General features: G+C 58.5%; 14 protein-coding genes. 10 read left to right on the forward strand and 4 right to left on the reverse strand.

The features are described from left to right. The first annotated feature begins 78 nt into the window (after positions 1–78). The 10 genes from AUP74_RS03495 to AUP74_RS03540 all read left to right on the forward strand — a co-directional run bounded on the left by AUP74_RS03495 (position 79) and on the right by AUP74_RS03540 (position 9,701). Positions 79–795 carry a lysoplasmalogenase gene (locus AUP74_RS03495; protein WP_226999883.1) on the forward strand — a complete coding sequence of 239 codons (717 nt, stop codon included), beginning with the start codon at positions 79–81 and terminating at the stop codon, positions 793–795. A 69-nt stretch (positions 796–864) separates the two neighbouring features. Next, on the forward strand, positions 865–1,527 hold the full coding sequence (gene yrfG / locus AUP74_RS03500) for a GMP/IMP nucleotidase (protein WP_069948689.1): 663 nt from the start codon (positions 865–867) through the stop codon (positions 1,525–1,527). Between the two features lie 154 nt (positions 1,528–1,681). Then, positions 1,682–2,059, forward strand: a complete 378-nt coding sequence (locus tag AUP74_RS03505; protein WP_069946345.1) for an RNA-binding S4 domain-containing protein — start codon at positions 1,682–1,684, stop codon at positions 2,057–2,059. Between the two features lie 93 nt (positions 2,060–2,152). Continuing rightward, on the forward strand, positions 2,153–3,655 hold the full coding sequence (locus tag AUP74_RS03510) for a S1C family serine protease (protein ID WP_083260799.1): 1,503 nt from the start codon (positions 2,153–2,155) through the stop codon (positions 3,653–3,655). A 45-nt stretch (positions 3,656–3,700) separates the two neighbouring features. Next, on the forward strand, positions 3,701–4,138 hold the full coding sequence (locus AUP74_RS03515) for a DUF4124 domain-containing protein (protein WP_069946346.1): 438 nt from the start codon (positions 3,701–3,703) through the stop codon (positions 4,136–4,138). A 108-nt stretch (positions 4,139–4,246) separates the two neighbouring features. Beyond that, positions 4,247–5,125 carry an Hsp33 family molecular chaperone HslO gene (gene hslO / locus AUP74_RS03520; protein WP_069946347.1) on the forward strand — a complete coding sequence of 293 codons (879 nt, stop codon included), beginning with the start codon at positions 4,247–4,249 and terminating at the stop codon, positions 5,123–5,125. Positions 5,126–5,432: 307 nt separating this feature from the next. Next, on the forward strand, positions 5,433–6,980 hold the full coding sequence (locus AUP74_RS03525; protein ID WP_069946348.1) for a phosphoenolpyruvate carboxykinase: 1,548 nt from the start codon (positions 5,433–5,435) through the stop codon (positions 6,978–6,980). A gap of 135 nt (positions 6,981–7,115) precedes the next feature. Then, positions 7,116–7,799, forward strand: a complete 684-nt coding sequence (locus AUP74_RS03530; protein WP_069946349.1) for a D-Ala-D-Ala carboxypeptidase family metallohydrolase — start codon at positions 7,116–7,118, stop codon at positions 7,797–7,799. 25 nt (positions 7,800–7,824) lie between these two features. Continuing rightward, the gene (locus AUP74_RS03535) at positions 7,825–8,553 is read left to right on the forward strand and encodes a D-Ala-D-Ala carboxypeptidase family metallohydrolase (protein WP_069946350.1); all 729 of its coding nucleotides are present in this window, start codon (positions 7,825–7,827) and stop codon (positions 8,551–8,553) included. Positions 8,554–8,615: 62 nt separating this feature from the next. Next, complete coding sequence (locus AUP74_RS03540; RefSeq protein WP_069946351.1) at positions 8,616–9,701, forward strand: AI-2E family transporter; 1,086 nt, start codon at positions 8,616–8,618, stop codon at positions 9,699–9,701. A gap of 842 nt (positions 9,702–10,543) precedes the next feature. Here AUP74_RS03540 and AUP74_RS03545 read toward each other — a convergent pair. The 4 genes from AUP74_RS03545 to glnG all read right to left on the reverse strand — a co-directional run bounded on the left by AUP74_RS03545 (position 10,544) and on the right by glnG (position 15,826). Further along, a complete protein-coding gene (locus tag AUP74_RS03545) occupies positions 10,544–11,368 on the reverse strand; it encodes a bestrophin-like domain (protein ID WP_069946352.1) in 825 nt (274 codons plus the stop codon). A 90-nt stretch (positions 11,369–11,458) separates the two neighbouring features. Beyond that, positions 11,459–12,277 (reverse strand): bestrophin-like domain, encoded by an 819-nt coding sequence (locus tag AUP74_RS03550; RefSeq protein ID WP_069946353.1) that lies wholly within the window; start codon positions 12,275–12,277, stop codon positions 11,459–11,461. A gap of 21 nt (positions 12,278–12,298) precedes the next feature. After that, on the reverse strand, positions 12,299–13,063 hold the full coding sequence (locus AUP74_RS03555; protein ID WP_069946354.1) for a sialate O-acetylesterase: 765 nt from the start codon (positions 13,061–13,063) through the stop codon (positions 12,299–12,301). A 1,350-nt stretch (positions 13,064–14,413) separates the two neighbouring features. Next, positions 14,414–15,826, reverse strand: coding sequence for a nitrogen regulation protein NR(I) (glnG, locus tag AUP74_RS03565; RefSeq protein ID WP_069946355.1), 1,413 nt, complete (start codon positions 15,824–15,826; stop codon positions 14,414–14,416).

Below are 15,826 nucleotides of genomic sequence, written 5' to 3' on the forward strand. Positions count from 1 at the left end.
CGAAACTCTTCCATATTACCCGGCATCGATGCTGTCATTGCACGGTCAGTGCCTTTCGCGAATACTGCACCGAACCCTATGGGCACGAACAAATACAAGAAAAACACGGGACACACCATGATCTCCAGCGCGATTTCTCCAAACCCCGGACCCGGTTTCCTGCTGCGCACTGCGCTGCCCGGCGCTTTTACCCTGCTGGCAGCGCTGTACATGTTCCTGGATGCGGCAGGCTGGCAGGGGCTCTGGATGGTGACCCTGAAAGCTGCGCCGATCGCCGTGCTCGGCGTCATGGCCACGGGTATGCTGGTGGGAACAACGCGCACGCTGACCCTGCTGGCCCTCGCCTTCTCAGCCCTGGGCGATGTGCTGCTGGCACTCGAATTCCCACTCCAGTTCGTGGCGGGGCTTGCGGCCTTTCTGGTCGCCCAGCTGATCTATACGGGCAATTTCCTCCGCGGCGCCCAGTTCCGCAGCCAGCGCTTCCTCATCCGAGCATTGCCCCTCCTGCTAGCGGCCAGCCTGCTCGCCTCACAGCTGATGCCGGCAGCGGGCCCACTGGCACCGGCGGTATTCTGCTACCTGCTGGCAATCACCGCCATGGCCCTGAGTGCCGCCGCCCACCGGGGCAACTCGGGCCTGCTCTTCGCCGGCGCTATCATTTTCATGATCTCGGACACCCTGATCGCCGTGAATCGCTTCCTGATGCCACTACCCATGGCCGGAACCGCCATCATGGTCACCTATTATGGTGCCCAACTGGCGCTGCTGTACGGAATAGGGCGTGCGCGGGCATAATAGACAACCGGCGATTTTTTGACCGCCGGCGCTGAACCGGGCGCCGGCCCCGACGAGGTAGAGACTTTCATGCTGGACTGGCGAGGCGTTGATACGGTGCTGCTGGATATGGACGGCACCCTGCTCGACCTGCATTACGACAATCACTTCTGGTTCAACCACCTGCCCAGGCGCTATGCCGAAACTCACGGCCTCACCCTGGCCCAGGCGGAGGCGGCACTGATGGAGGAGATCGAGGGCCGGCGCGGCACCCTGGAATGGTACTGCCTGAATTTCTGGTCCAGAGAGCTGAGGATGGATATTCCCGCCATCCTGCGGGAGATCGAGGACCGCATCGCCGTGCGCCCGCATGTAGAGGATTTCCTCGCCGGACTGCAGCAGATGGACAAGCATGTGCTGCTGGTCACCAACGCCCACCCGGAAGGCCTGACCCACAAGCTGGAGCGCACCGGCATCGACCGCTGGATGGACGGCATCATTTCCTCCCACGATCTGGGCCACGCCAAGGAGAGCGCCGACTTCTGGCCGGTACTGCGGGAGCACTCGGAGTTCGACCCCAACCGCACCCTGTTTGTGGACGACAACGAACAGGTACTGGCCGCCGCCCGCGACTACGGCATCGCCCATCTGCTGTGCATCCGCCAGCCAGACAGCCGCGGCCCGCTGCGGGATATCACCGACTTCCCGGCGATCCTGCATTTCAACGAGATCATCGAAATCTCATCCAAGTGAACTGCGGATCAGTCGCAGGCACAGGCATGGTTAGGACCGGCTCTTTCGGGACTGTATGAGGCAGGATGCCGATTACAAGCGTAGAGGGAGTTATTCACAGCGTGTCCCGAAAGCCCGCCCCGACCGCGCCCTACACGAACACTGAAATACTCCCATGGAAAAAGTTCGCATCGACAAGTGGCTATGGGCCGCCCGTTTTTTCAAGACCCGCAGTATCGCCAAGCAAGCCATCGAGGGCGGCAAGGTGCACGCCGATGGCCAGCGGGTAAAAGCCAGCAAGGAAATCACCACCGGCACCACTCTGGTGATCCGCAAGGGCTGGGACCAGCTGGAGGTGGAGGTGCTGGCGCTCTCCGACCAGCGTCGCGGCGCCGATATCGCCCAGACCCTGTACCGGGAAACCGAAGCCAGTGTGGCCAAGCGCGAGCAGGCACGGGCCGAGCGCCAGGCCAGCAACGCAGGCATCCACAGCGAGCGACCCAACAAGAAACAGCGTCGCCAGATTCACCGCTTCCTGCGCGAGCAGGATTGAGGCGGTGCTCCATCCCAACGCCGCCTGCGTAGCAATCCACGGCAACTGCTAAACTGCCAGCCATAAAAGCCAAAAGACTGCGATCCGACGCCCATGATGAAAAGAATCCTCGCCCTCGTCACTCTCTGCCTGCTCGTCACCCAGACCGCCACCGCTGACAGCCGCGAACACGAGCAGCTGAAGCGCTCCATCATCAAGATCTACACCACTGCCGCCGCGCCCGACTACTTCAATCCCTGGGCACTGCTGAATGCCAAGCAGCTGTCCGGCTCCGGTGCCGTCATTGATGGCAAACGCATCCTGACCAACGCCCATGTGGTGGCGAACGGCAGCTTTATTCAGGTACAGCGCCATGGTGACGCGAAGAAGTTTCGTGCGCAGGTGGAGTTTGTCTCCCACGAGGCTGACCTGGCACTGCTCAGCGTCCAAGACCAGAGCTTCTTCGAGGACACCCGCCCGCTGGATCTCGGCAAGCTGCCGGACCTGCAGGAGGAAGTCACGGTCTACGGCTACCCGATCGGCGGCAAGTCCCTGTCCATTACCCGCGGCGTGCTCTCCCGTATCGAGCACCAGTACTACGCCCATGCCGAGAGCTACCTGATGGCAGGCCAGATCGATGCCGCCATCAACCCCGGTAACAGCGGTGGCCCGGTGATTTCCGACGGCCGTATCGTCGGCGTCGCCATGCAGACCAACAACAGCCAGGGTGCGGAAAACCTGGGTTACTTCGTGCCGCCCAGCGTGATCCGGCACGTTCTCAAAGATGCCGAAGATGGGGTACACGACGGCTTCCCGGAACTGGGAGCAGTGACGCAGAGCATGGAGAGCCCGGCGCTCAAGCAGGCCGCCGGCCTGGCCGAAGATGAGGAGGGCGCCCTGATCGTCAAGGTTTTCCACGATGCTCCGGCCGCGTCGGTGCTGCAGCCCGGCGATGTACTGCTGGAAGTGGACGGCTATCCAGTGGCGGCGGACCGCACTGTGGAGTGGCGCGAAAATCAGCGCACCAACTACCACTTCGCCGTGGATCAGTATCATGTTGGCGACCAGCTACCGGTGCGCTTCTCCCGCGAGGGTGAAGTGCGCACCGCCGAGATCACCCTAGGCTCCGCGCCGCCCTCGCGCTCTCTGGTGCTGGGCGAACAGTTCGATCAGCGTCCGCGCTATTACATCTACGGCGGCGTGGTGTTCGTGCCCCTGAATATGAACCTGATCAAGCGCTGGGGCGGCAACTGGCACTCCAAAGCCCCCATTGATTACCTGCACGCCCGCAACCGCTGGGGCGACGCCGAACGCACCGAGCTGGTGGTGGCTCTCAAGGTACTGCCTGCTGGCGTGAACCTGGGTTACCACGATTGGAAGAACTGGATTATTGATTCCGTGAATGGCCAATCGGTAAAAGATTTCAATGAGTTTGCCCAGCTGATGGAGGGCGACGAAAAGCCCTATGTAGACCTGCGCGACGACGCGGGATACCGTATGGTCCTGAACGCCGCTGCGGCACGGGAGCAGGAGCCCATGATCCTGCAGACTTACCATATCCCGCACCGCCACTCCCCGGGACTCTTCAGCACCCTGGCGCAGGATTCCGGCGAGTAACAGGCAATCCATCGCATAAGCCGCCACGGATGAGCGGGAGGGGAGATGATCAGAGAGGGTTTACTGGCGCTGCTATTGGCAACGGCGGTCATGCCGACCGCTGCGGAGGAGCTCTACCGCTGGGTGGACGAGAACGGCCAGGTGCACTTCGGCGATCGTCCCCCGGGCAGCGTCAAAGCCGAGGACGTGGGCGAGGAGCTCACCCCGATCAACAGTGCCGATCCCACCCAGGCTGTCACCACAGCCCAGAGGAACCAGTCCGTCGATCTGGAGCGCCAATACCAGCAGCGCCAGAAGCAGCAGCAACAGCGCCAGCAGGCGCAACGGACTGAAGCGTGTCGGCGGGCCAAACGGGACCTGAGCATCCTGCGCGGTCCGGTGATCCTCGTCGATGAGTACGGGCAGCAGATCCGCCTCAGTGAGCGCGAGCGTCAGCAGAAGGCATCGGCACTGGAGCAGCAGATCCGCCAGCTCTGCGGCTGACCCCCACCCCGGCTGCCCCGGCTACCATTTAAAGACCCGGCCCTCTAAAATCGCCGCCCCAAGCGGCGACACCCGTTTATCCCAAAGATTTGCCGAGGCCACGAATCCATGTCCGATCAGCTGGAACGCTTTATTTTTTCCAAACACGATATCCGCGGTCAGGTAGTCACCCTTACCGATGCCTACCGGGGGGTACTGGAGAACAACCAGCTGCCGGAGCCGGTACAGAGGTTACTCGGTGAGTTTCTCGCTGCGGCCTGCCTGCTCTCCACCACCCTGAAGTTCGAGGGCCTGCTGGCGCTGCAGGCCCGCGGTGAAGGCGATGTACCGCTGATCATGGCGGAATGCACCCACCACAGCGACCTGCGCGGCATCGCACACCTGGCGGAGGGCGCACAGATTGAAGACGGTGCCTCACTGCAACAGCTGGTGGGCGGGCGCGGGGTGCTGGCGATCACCGTGGAGCCGGAAAATGGTGAGCGCTACCAGGGCATCGTGCCGCTGGAGCGGGAAACCCTGGCGGAGTGTCTCGAGGACTATTTCACCCAATCCGAACAGCTGGCAACCCGCTTCTGGATCGAGTCCAGCCTCAGCACCGTCGGCGGCATCATGCTGCAGGTACTACCAGGCAATAACGCCGCGACCGAGGCGGAAAACGCCGACGCCTGGGAAACCGCCCAGCACCTCGCCGAGACAGTGACCGCCGACGAGTTGCATGACCTGCCCCATGACCAGCTGCTGCACCGCCTGTTCCACCAGCTGAATCCGGAGGCACTGGGCACCGCGAACATCCGCTTCAAGTGCAGCTGCTCTCGTGAGCGCAGCGCGCGGGCACTGATCGCCATGGGACCCGAAGAGGTCTACCAGCTGCTGGAGGAACAGGAAGGGGAAATCCGGGCCGACTGCCAGTTCTGCAACACCCAGTACCGCTTCGATCGGGAGCAGATCGAGATGCTGTTCAACGCCCCACCTCACACACTGCACTGAGCCCCGCCGTCCTCCGCCGGAACAGACTGCGCCCGGTCCATCCGGGCGCCCCGGTCACATCCCGGTTGCACGCCGATTTTGGCCTCAAAATTCACCAAATCTATGTAGTAAAACTACATCATCGCGAAAACAAATATAGCGACACAAAATTTGCCTAGACAACGCTGTCATTGAGCAAAAAATAGCCTTTCTCAGTATCCCGTCAAATTGAAGTTTGCCATAATTCGCCCCCCGATTTTCCCGGCGACGCCTCCCGTTAGCGCCGCCCTATTATTTTCAGTCCTACAACATCACGGGTAATCGACGAATGGCACAGATGGACGACACGGCACAGGCTCTGAAAAACCTGGCGTCGGCGAAACTGATTGAAGAGGCGATCCACCGCGGCGAGGGCAAGCTCTCCGACACCGGCGCCCTGGTCACCGAGACCGGTGCCCGTACCGGCCGCTCTCCGGCAGACCGCTTTGTGGTGGAAGAGCCCTCCACCAGCGACAGCATCGAATGGGGCAAGGTCAACCGCCCCTTCCCGCAGGACAAGTTTGATGCCCTGTGGAGCCGCGCAGAAGAGTTCGTGTCCTCCTCCGACACCTTCGTACAGCAGCTGCACGTTGGCCAGCATGAAGACTACTACCTGCCGGTAGTGGTCACTGCACAGACCGCCTGGCACACGCTGTTCGCCCGCAACATGTTTATCCGCCCGGACAAGTACAACCCGAAGGGCAAAGAGGAGTGGCGCATCCTGCACGCCCCGAACTTTGTCTGCGAGCCGGAGCGCGACGGTACCAACTCCGAAGGCGTGGTGATCATCAACTTTGCCCAGCGCAAGGTTCTGCTGGCAGGCATGCGCTACGCCGGCGAGATGAAGAAGGCCATGTTCTCCGTGCAGAACTTCCTGCTGCCGGAAAAGGACGTGATGCCGATGCACTGTGCCGCCAACGTGGGCAAGGACGGCGATGTCTGCCTGTTCTTCGGCCTGTCCGGCACCGGCAAGACCACCCTGTCCGCAGACCCGGAGCGCTATCTGATCGGTGACGATGAGCACGGCTGGGCCAAAGGCGGCGTCTTCAATATCGAGGGCGGCTGCTATGCCAAGACCATCAACCTGAGCAAAGAAAACGAGCCGGTCATCTGGGACGCCATCCGCTTCGGCGCCATCGTCGAGAACGTAGTGACCGACGAAGCCGGCGTACCGGATTACCACGACACCAGCCTGACCGAGAATGGTCGCTGCTCCTACCCACTGGAGCACGTGGTGATGCGCCAGCCGGGCAACCAGGCCGGTGAGCCCAAGAACGTGATCTTCCTGACCTGTGACGTTTCCGGTGTTCTGCCGCCGGTCTCCATCCTGTCCAAGGAAGCCGCCGCCTATCACTTCCTGTCCGGCTACACCGCCCGTGTGGGCTCCACCGAGCTGGGCGCGGAAGCGGGTATCCACCCGACCTTCTCCACTTGCTTCGGCGCACCGTTCATGCCGCGCGCACCGCGCGAATATGCCGACCTGCTGATGAAGCGCATCGAGGACTTCGGCTCCAAGGTCTACCTGGTCAACACCGGCTGGACCGGTGGCTCCGGTGACAACGGCAAACGCTTCCCGATCCCGGTCACCCGCGCAGTCATCGCGGCGATCCAGAGCGGTGCCCTGGAAGGTGCCGAGACTGAGCACCTCGAAGCCCTGAACCTGGATATCCCGCTGGATGTTCCGGGCGTTGAGAAGGCCTACCTGAACCCCCGCGAGGCCTGGTCTGACAAGGCGGCCTACGATGAGCAGGCCAAGAAACTGGCCCAGCTGTTTGCCGAGAACATCGAGAAGTTCCAGGTGAGCGACGATGTGAAGGCTGCCGGCCCCCGCGCCTGAAGCCTTCCGAGCGGCTAGCGACCTCAAAGGCCCCCGCAGAGCAATCTGCGGGGGCCTTTTCTTTTGCGGCTATAGTGAATGAAGAGGCGCCGCGCGCCAGCGTGGCAAGGTAGTACTCAGAAGCCATCGGTGCTCATGTCCGCAACAGACCAATTCACCCTGCTCGGCCGCGAAGCCCACCGCCACTGGCGGGCCGAGCGTATCAACTGGCTGGTACTCACCGGCATCGTGCTGCTGCTGTTGCTGACTATTGCCGGCCTCTGGGCCGTGCTTTATCTCCAGTCCGTTGAGCGACCGTACGTCGAGGTCCGCGGCTACCGCTTCGCCGATGAAGCGACCTTCCAGGAATTTCTCCGCCAGGGTGACAATCGCGCCCGATTTGCCGAGTTCACCACTTTTCTGCGGGAGTCGGATGTCGACATGGAGCTTATTCCGCCACAGGACCTGCTGCGGCAGGGCTCCGACTGGCTCAGAATCCACGAGCCGCCATTTGCCCTGCCGCCCCGTGAAGATTGGCCCAATATCGTCGCTACCCTGCGGCTGGTCCGCGACGAGGTGGTACCCAATACCGGCCCCGTGCTCGTTGTTTCTGCCTATCGGACTGCGCGCTACACCCGCAAAGTGGGCGGCTCGGCCACCAGCCACCATCGGAATTTTTGCAGTGTGGACCTGGTGCCCAAATCCAATATCAGTCGCCGTGAGCTGGTTAACGAGCTGCAGACGATGCATGTGCGGATCGGTGCCGAGAGCCGGGCCGGGCTTGGTATCTATGGCGACGTCCGTTTCCATATCGATACTTGCGGCTATCGCCGCTGGTAATTCCTTTTGAGGAGCATGATCGACAATGGATATCAAAGAGAGTCCCGATCACGAGTGGATTGATATTCACATTGAGCGACGCCGGGCGATCTGGATTACCGCGCTGACACTTGCGGGAATCTTGGTACTGGTCGTATTCACTGTGGAGAAGGTCCGGGAGCTCTCCGAGCGCATCGTCACCCCGCGCGAAATCATTCCGGTGGAGAGGATTCCGGAAAAACTGGTTATTCCCGATGTGTACAACGTGAAAGGCTATCCCGCCGCCTCCCCCAAGGCATTTGAGAAATTCCTCGATCAGAGCGGTGCTCGACCCAAGTACACACGCCTGCAGCATTTTCTCTACATCAACAAAGTGGACGGAGTGGTACCCTCCTACTCCCTTCTGCGGCAGGGCAGCGACTGGCAGAAGGTCGGCGAGCCCCCCTTTGCCGTACCACCGGAGAAAAACTGGGGCAAGATGGTAGAAACCCTGCGGCTCTTGCAAGAGGAAATCATCCCGGTGATAGGCCCGGTAACGATACTCTCCGGCTGGCGCACCACGACCTACAATGCCAAGGCCGGCGGATCCAAGCGCAGTAAACATATGCACTTTTGCGGATTGGACATGGTTCCCGAGCGGGACTACACAAGAGAAGAACTGGTGCCGATTCTGAAGAAAATCCAGCGCCGTGTGGGCAAGAAGTGGAACATGGGGCTTGGCATTTACCGCGGTGTGCGCTTCCACGTGGACACCTGCGGTTATCGGAGCTGGTAATCGGCACACCGCACTGCGTAAACTAGCACCGTCATCAAACAACAATAATCGAGGGACCCACGGTGCAAGCAAAGATGGAACAGCGCTCGTTCATTGCCGCCCTGTTGCTGGTATCTCTGGCTTTTGCGCTGCTGCTCAAGCCCTTCTTCACACCGATTTTCTGGGCCTGTGCCATCACGGTAATTTTCTACCCGGTGTACCGACTGCTGATGCAGCGGTTTCCAAAGTGGCCCAACCTGATGGCACTGCTGACACTGGTGCTCTGTGTAGTGCTGGTGGTAATCCCGGTGCTGGCGGTAGCCAGTTCATTCGTCAATGAAGCCGTCACCCTGTTTCAGAAAGCCCAGAGCGGCCAGATCGACCTGTCAAAGCAAATGGAACAGGTGCGCTCTGCCTTCCCGGGTATCAATGCCTTCTTCGAGCGTATCGGCATTGATTTTGACCAGCTCAAAGAGAGAATCCTCAACTGGTTGATGAGTGCTGGCAGTTTTATCGCCAAGAATGCCATCGCACTGGGCCAGAACACGATGAACTTCTTCCTGATGCTGGGTCTGATGCTGTACCTGACCTTCTTCCTGATTCGGGATGGGGAATGGTTGGTGGATCTGCTGATCCGTGCACTGCCACTGGGCGATGAACGTGAGCGCCTGCTGCTGGACAAGTTTGCCGAAGTCACCCGCGCAACCATCAAAGGCAACCTGGTGGTCGCCCTGACCCAGGGTACCCTGGGTGGCCTGATCTTCTGGGCGTTGGGCCTGCCGGCGCCGCTGCTCTGGGGTGTGGCCATGACACTGTTATCGCTACTACCAGCTGTTGGTGCGGCGATCATCTGGTTCCCGGCGGCGATTTTCCTCTACGCCACCGGTGAGATCGTCAAGGCATCGGTACTGATGGCGTTCGGTATCGGTGTGATCAGTCTGGTGGACAATTTATTGAGGCCAATTCTGGTGGGCCGCGACACGAAACTGCCTGACTACCTCGTGCTCTTCTCCACCGTGGGCGGCCTGATGATGTTCGGCATCAGTGGCTTTGCCATCGGGCCATTGCTGGCTGCGTTGTTCATGGCTTTCTGGCAGATCTTTATGCGGGAGTTCATGGGTTCCCACGCACAAGCTGGAGAGGAGCCGGCTGCCGTCGATGGCAGCTGACATCCGATGGGCTCACCCACTGCAACAGCTCTTCACACGAGAATTCTTCCCCTAATCTACACGCAGTAAAAGTCGATACAGGGCTCTAGGGCTGTTTTCAGACTCACTGGCCTAGAGTCCTGTTGATGGCGCCCCCCACGACAGGAAAAGGCGTCCGAAGCGAAGAGATGACGCAGACGGACACTCTCACCCCAAATACTCTTCTATAATCACCAACAATTTGGTACACGCGTACCAGACAGGTCCTTTATGTGGAGGACAAACCGGTACAGTCTCGATGCGAAGCAACAACTGGCTGGCGCTCGTCAATCTCCCCCATCACGGGCATGGATCGGCGGGCCAGAATTTCTCGCCTCGCTGACCCACCCCCGCGGCTCCACCGAAAGGCTCAGTACCGCCGAGTCCGCCATACCTTAGCATTACCTGTAAACACAGATATGGTCCGACGGAGCAAAACTTGGAAGTATTACATGGCGTGGTTTCTGATCGCCTCCGCGGCGACCCTCTCAGCGACTGCAGGCATCGCTCCAGGTGTCATCATGTTTGTTAGCGCGGTTCTGCTGCCACTTATGGTCAATGACTTTTGAGGGGCTCCACTGTTGCCAACTACTATCGGGAATAGAAGTGAATATTAAGCTGAGACTATGCACAGGAGACTGCTATGACTCCTGCCATAGAATCTAGCGGTAAATAAAAAGCACAACCTGCCACCTCGACTGATTATCTTCCGCTTACATTCTTTTGCATCAACTTTTATTTTTAGCCGGAAATTTAATGGCGCTTGAGCAGTCTGGATGGCTCGTGCTGCCGACGAAAAGTCAGAAGCCTCTCTTCGGGTCGAACTAACTCTCCCACGGGCGGATGCCCTTCAGGCGCCGCTGCTCCTCCCGCTGTATGTGTTCGTTCATCTCGTGAATGGGGCGGTGGTCGACCAGCAACAGGCCCTCTGTCGCCCTATCCAGGTCAGCGATCAGAAGAATGACCGTGGCGAACGTCAGCGCCAGGGCCACAGAGACCTGCGGAGAACCACCGCGGCTGATGCCAAACTGATAACCAATCACCATCATCGCCAGGCCCGTCATAAAGTACATCGACAGCCAGATCGGCCTCGGGATGCGGTACTCCAGGCCCACCACTACCCGTGAATTGTGGTCGCGGATTACCTCACTCATGGGTTCCACGAACTGCCTCAGGTAGCCGGCATCATAATCCTGAGCCACATGCCGGTCGATGATGTCCCAGAGTTGCCGCTGCATCATCTCTACCTTTGCCAGTGCCTCAGGCGTAATTTCCGTTTCAGCCGGATCATAATCACGGTAGTCCGCATACTCCGCCAGCAGCTTTTTGGCCTTGCCGACCTCTGAGGGCAGCAGAAAGTCTGCATGCAGGTAAGCGTTATAAATTGCGTTCACCTCGGTAAGCAACAGGGCTTTTCGATCCCCAAAGCGGCTGGCGGTCATGTTGAACGTAAACGCGAGCAGAAACGCCAGCAGGCCGAGGGTAGCGCCCACGGCACTTCCGATTGATGACTCCTTTTGCTCGCCATGCTTGCGACGGTAGTGTCGCCCCACCAGGGCACCGATCCCAAGCGCGAGCAATACATAGCTGATGGTGCACAGGTAAACGATCCACAGGGGCACCGTATGAAAAATGTCATCAGCGTACATTGGACCACCCCCGGTCAAGCAGACGTGCCGCGAAGCCAGACAAACTTTCTCCAGAAATCCTTTTCTGCAATGTCGCGAAACGGCTGATGTTCATGGCATTGCGTCATTCGCCGCACGCTGACGTTGCTGCAGGGTGGCACTCAGTTCGGACATAGGGCCGTGGTCCACAATGAGAAGCCCTTCACCGGTGCGATCCAGGTCCGCGATCAGCAAGATCACCAGTGAGAAAGACAATGCGAGGGCGAGGGCAACTTGTGGTGAACCTCCCCGCGCCACACCCAGTTGAAAACCAATCCCGAACATTGCCAGTCCGGTAATGGTATAGAGCGCAAGCCAGATAGGTGGGGGTATCTGGTAGCGCACTCCGACCTGCACCCTCAGGGTGTGATAATCGATGACCTCATTGAGTGGTTGATAAAAGGCGCGCAATCTCTCTGTATCAAATCCGTCAGCCACATGTCGTGCAACGATCTGCCACAGCTCGTCATGAATTTCCTCACTGCGGGAGAGCAGGCGCAAATAGGTCTCCAGGTCTAGGTATCGGGGATGGAAATCCCGTACAGAAGCGTATTCAGCCAATAGCGATCGAGCCTCAGCCTTCCCTTTCTTATCGAGGAAGTCAGCACGCAGGTATGCGGTTGAGATCGCATTAACCTCACTTAAAAGCAACTGCTTGCGCTGGGCAAACCGCTCCGCGGTCATGTTGAAAGTAAAAGCCAGCATAAACGCCAACAAACCCAGTGTTGCGGCCACTGCACTGCCCAGGGAGCTGTCCTTGACACCCGTGTGACCCCGCCGCTGACGGTATCCGAGCAGATATCCCAGCCCGAGCGTGGCCATGACCAGAAAGATCGATAATCCATAAAGGCCCGCCAGAGGCAAGGTGGAGAAGGGGTCGTAGATATTCATGCAGTTTCCGCAAGTTTCTACTCAATTCTGGACCACGGGTCGCCTGTTTTCCTGCGCGTCCGTGCTCTCAGCATTGCTTCGTTGAAGCAGGCGAATGGCCACTGTGGCGAACCGTCGCCCCAATTCCCGGTACCCCTTCTCTGTCAGGTGCAAATCATCGACTCGCAACTTCCCGTTGGCATCCAGGCCATCATTCAGGTCGTCGGTATCCACCCAACCTGCAAAAGGAAGGGATTCCGCCACCCGCATCTGGGCCTCACGTACGCGATGCCAGTCCATACTGCTGGGCCCGTCGAGACCGTGGTCACTAATACGGCCGATCACCAGACGGATATCATCCCGCCCGAGATCCGCCTGGAGATTTGCTATCAGCCCACGGAGTTTGTCCTCGTAAAGTTCACCCGCCCCTTCACGCGCATCCCGCTCGCCCTGCATCCAGATAAAGGTCACGCTGTCGATCGCAGGGAGATCACCCGTTTCAGCCGTGATCTTTCGCAGCAGTTGCTGGTAGAGGGGGCCGCGGCTCTCCGGCTGACCAGAGACAGCAACCGATGGTTCAAGCGTCTGATACCAGCGCTGGATCGGCTGGCCGCCCTGGGCATCCTTGATCACGATCAGCTGATCGGCGGGGAGAGCCGCTTGCAGGAGCGGCATAAAGACATCTTCCGGGTCCAACCGGGCCATGTTCGACTGACCCGAAAGAATGAATAAGTGTCGACTGACGACCTCTGCCACCGGCGCGGCGTTCATAAGCAACAAAAAAATGGCGGCAAGCATCTGCCGCATATCGGCTCTCCTGTCCGCTGGGTCTTATCTTGTTCCATATGGAGCAATCGGTGCATGAGCATCCTGTGGCATCCGGCTTTGCCCGATCTATCATCTCGGGCACACCTCATACTTCATACTCACCGGGCATTCATATGTTTAGCTCATATGCATATATAGACGCTCACCCATCACAGGTGGCCGTTAGTGAGGGAGATAGGATGCAGACAGCTGCCTACCGACAGGGGAACGACGCCCAGTACCACCGCCTGTACAGTGATAACAGTCCCCGAAAAGGAAATTATGATCAGGCAACATGGCCTCGTGATTTATGCAGTTCTCGGGCTCGAAGTTAAGATCTAGCGTCTAGCAATCCGGTAAAATACCTTGCCCTATAGACACCATAACGCCGATGATCAAGCCCTACAGAAGAGAGAGTGGCGGGCATACAAACATAATCATTAGAGCGATTTTCCAGCCAAAACCGGTCGTGATAAATGGGAAGGCAGGGATCAGAAGGAGGGAGAAGAAATAACAAAAGCAGAACTACCCTAAAGCAACCTGCTTAATCACTAGTCGCTGTGCTTTCATCTTTATTACATATTCGCTCAACTAGGCCAGAATTCTTTCAGGCAACCGCACCGAAAAAAGGTTTAATCAATACTCCTAAACCACTTACTCATGAGACAAAAAAAATCGAATGCGTTAGTATATTTTTTCAGGAGACCCTGCAAACCACATAATGAAGCTACATCTCTTACAACAGGCGATAGCCGCACTCTCATTGGCCCAGTCCAGGTTCAAAAGTGACATTGTAGCCGTATTCAACTGCGCAGATCCCAGGTCAAATTGCTGAAATCCACAGTGAATACATTTCAGCTCGACACCATTCACCTCAAAACGATCAGATTTCATTGCCGCGGCAGCTCCCTTCAAACCTGCCCTAAACTTTTTCATAAAAGCCAAAATCCATCTCCTTCGACAATTTCCAGAACCACCTTTCACTCGGCATATGAACAAGAAAGATAGCTAACACCATCATATACTCTTACTTTTCCAGCTAGCGCCAGATTTTCTGCCCCGCGCAATATCTTGGACGACTCACCCTGCGACAAGCTATCGATAAGTGCTCTTATCTTAAGCGGATCCATTCGATCTATTTTAGAATTCTTATTTAGAATCTAACTATGAAACACTCTATACAGAAAAACCAGATGCAGACAATTTCGCCAAGACTCGAGCCCCATCAGCGCTAGGCAAATACTCGTTCTGCACCCTTCAAATACGTAAATGCCATTTCTTTCTTGCAGAATAAAAAAGCCGCTCGACTTGAGCGGCTTATCTTGATGACTATGGGCCACGTTCGCGAGGTTACTCCCCCTCGCCATTCATCCCCAGCTCCTTGAGCTTGCGCGTGAGGGTATTCCTGCCCCAACCCAGCAATTCGGCTGCATCACGCTTGCGCCCGGCGGTATGCTTGAGAGCGATCTCGATCAGGGCTTTTTCGAACGCCGGCACAGCCTCACTCAAGATCTCCCGACGCCCCGCTGCCAGGGCCTGATCGGCCCAGAGACGCAGGGACTTCTGCCAGTCCTGCGGCGCTGCAGTACTGGTTGTCTGCTGCTGTAACTCCTGCGGCAGGTCCTCGATATGCACCTCGCGCCCTGAGGCCATCACTGTAATCCAGCGACAGGTATTCTCGAGCTGGCGCACGTTGCCGGGCCAATCGAGATTGGCGAGGTACTCCTCGGTTTCCTTGAGCAGAATCTTCGGCTCCACTCCCAGGTCTTTGGCCGCACTGTTGAAGAAGTGGCGTACCAGACGGGGAATATCCTCGCGGCGGTCGGCGAGCCGCGGGATATGGATGCGAATGACGTTCAGGCGATGGAACAGGTCCTCGCGGAACTTGTGCTCCCCAACCAGCTTTTCCAGATCCTGGTGTGTAGCAGCGATGATACGCACATCCACCTTCACCGGTGTGTGGCCACCGACGCGGTAAAACTCCCCATCTGCCAGTACTCGCAGTAGCCGGGTCTGGGTCTCGGCCGGCATATCGCCGATTTCATCCAGAAACAGGGTGCCGCCATCGGCCTGCTCGAAACGGCCGGCGCGCTGGGTCGTGGCACCGGTAAATGCGCCTTTCTCGTGGCCGAACAATTCGGACTCCATCAGATCCTTGGGAATGGCGGCCATATTCAGGGCAATAAACGGTTTGCTCTTGCGCGGGCTGTGATTGTGCAATGCCTGCGCCACCAGCTCTTTACCGGTGCCGGACTCACCATTGATCAGCACGGTGATATTGGAGTGGGACAGGCGGCCGATTGCCCGGAAGACCTCCTGCATCGCCGGCGCCTCGCCGATGATCTCCTTGCTGCCATTGACCTGCTCGACAGTGACCGGCTCTTCGGCCTGCTGTTCGCTGGCATGTGCCAGCGCGCGGCGGGTTACCGCCACCGCCTCATCCACATCGAAAGGCTTGGGCAGATACTCGAAGGCACCGCCCTGGTAGGCAGCCACAGCGCTATCGAGGTCCGAGTGTGCCGTCATGATGATGATCGGCAGTGCCGGGCGCTCCGCCTGGAAACGCTGCAGCAGTTTGAAACCGTCGGATCCGGGCATGCGGATATCGCTGATGACCACGTCAGGGGAATCGCTGTAGAAGTCGTCGAGGGCGCTGTCGCCACTCTCGTAACACTTGGTGTCGATACCTTCACGGGAAAGCGCCCGCTCCAGTACCCAGCGAATCGATCGGTCGTCGTCAATAATCCAAACGCGATTGCTCAT

This window comes from Microbulbifer aggregans (genome assembly GCF_001750105.1).
Taxonomy (GTDB): domain Bacteria; phylum Pseudomonadota; class Gammaproteobacteria; order Pseudomonadales; family Cellvibrionaceae; genus Microbulbifer; species Microbulbifer aggregans.